Source organism: Mesorhizobium sp. M1322, from assembly GCF_040318085.1.
Lineage (GTDB): Bacteria > Pseudomonadota > Alphaproteobacteria > Rhizobiales > Rhizobiaceae > Mesorhizobium.
On the sequence record NZ_JAMYLP010000220.1, the window covers coordinates 1 to 680 of the forward strand.

Annotated in this window: 1 protein-coding gene; it reads right to left on the reverse strand. The window is 60.6% G+C overall.

Annotated elements, in window-relative coordinates; translation table 11 throughout:
- Positions 1–120: 120 nt before the first annotated feature.
- The coding region (gene gmk / locus NKH12_RS30475; RefSeq protein ID WP_352956489.1) for a guanylate kinase at positions 121–680 on the reverse strand (560 nt) is incomplete at its 5' end.

Below are 680 nucleotides of genomic sequence, written 5' to 3' on the forward strand. Positions count from 1 at the left end.
AAGCCGCCACCGGTCAATCCAAGCCGACCAAAAGACCGAGCCTCTCCCAATCAGATGGCCTTCATATATGAATAACTTTCCCCGGACAGCCCTGCTGTGAACGGGGAGAAGGAAGAGGCATCAATCCGTCTTCTCGTCGAGCAGCCCCGAGACGAAATCGAACAGGCCGGGCCGGCGATCGCGTCTGAGCCGCTCGGCGGTGACAATGCCGCGCACTTCGGCGAAGGCACGGTCGAGATCGTCGTTGATGATGACGAAATCATATTCCTTCCAGTGCTCGATCTCGTTGCGGGCGTTCTTCAGACGCGTCTCGATCACCGATTCCTGGTCCTCGGCCCGGCGCTTCAGCCGCGCCTTCAATTCTTTCATCGAGGGAGGCAGGATGAAGATCGAGACGATGTCGGCGCGCATCTTCTCCTTGAGCTGCTGGGCGCCCTGCCAGTCGATGTCGAACAGCATGTCGCGGCCCTGTGCCAGCGCCAGTTCGGCCGGTTCACGCGGCGTCGCATAGCAATTGCCATGCACTTCGGCCCATTCGAGCAGTTCGTCGGAATCGCGCAGCCGCTCGAACTCACGCATGGTGCGGAAATGATAGTGGACGCCTTCGATCTCGCTGCCGCGGCGCGGCCGCGTGGTGACGGAGACCGACAGTTCGAGACTGGAATCGCTCTCCAGAAGAT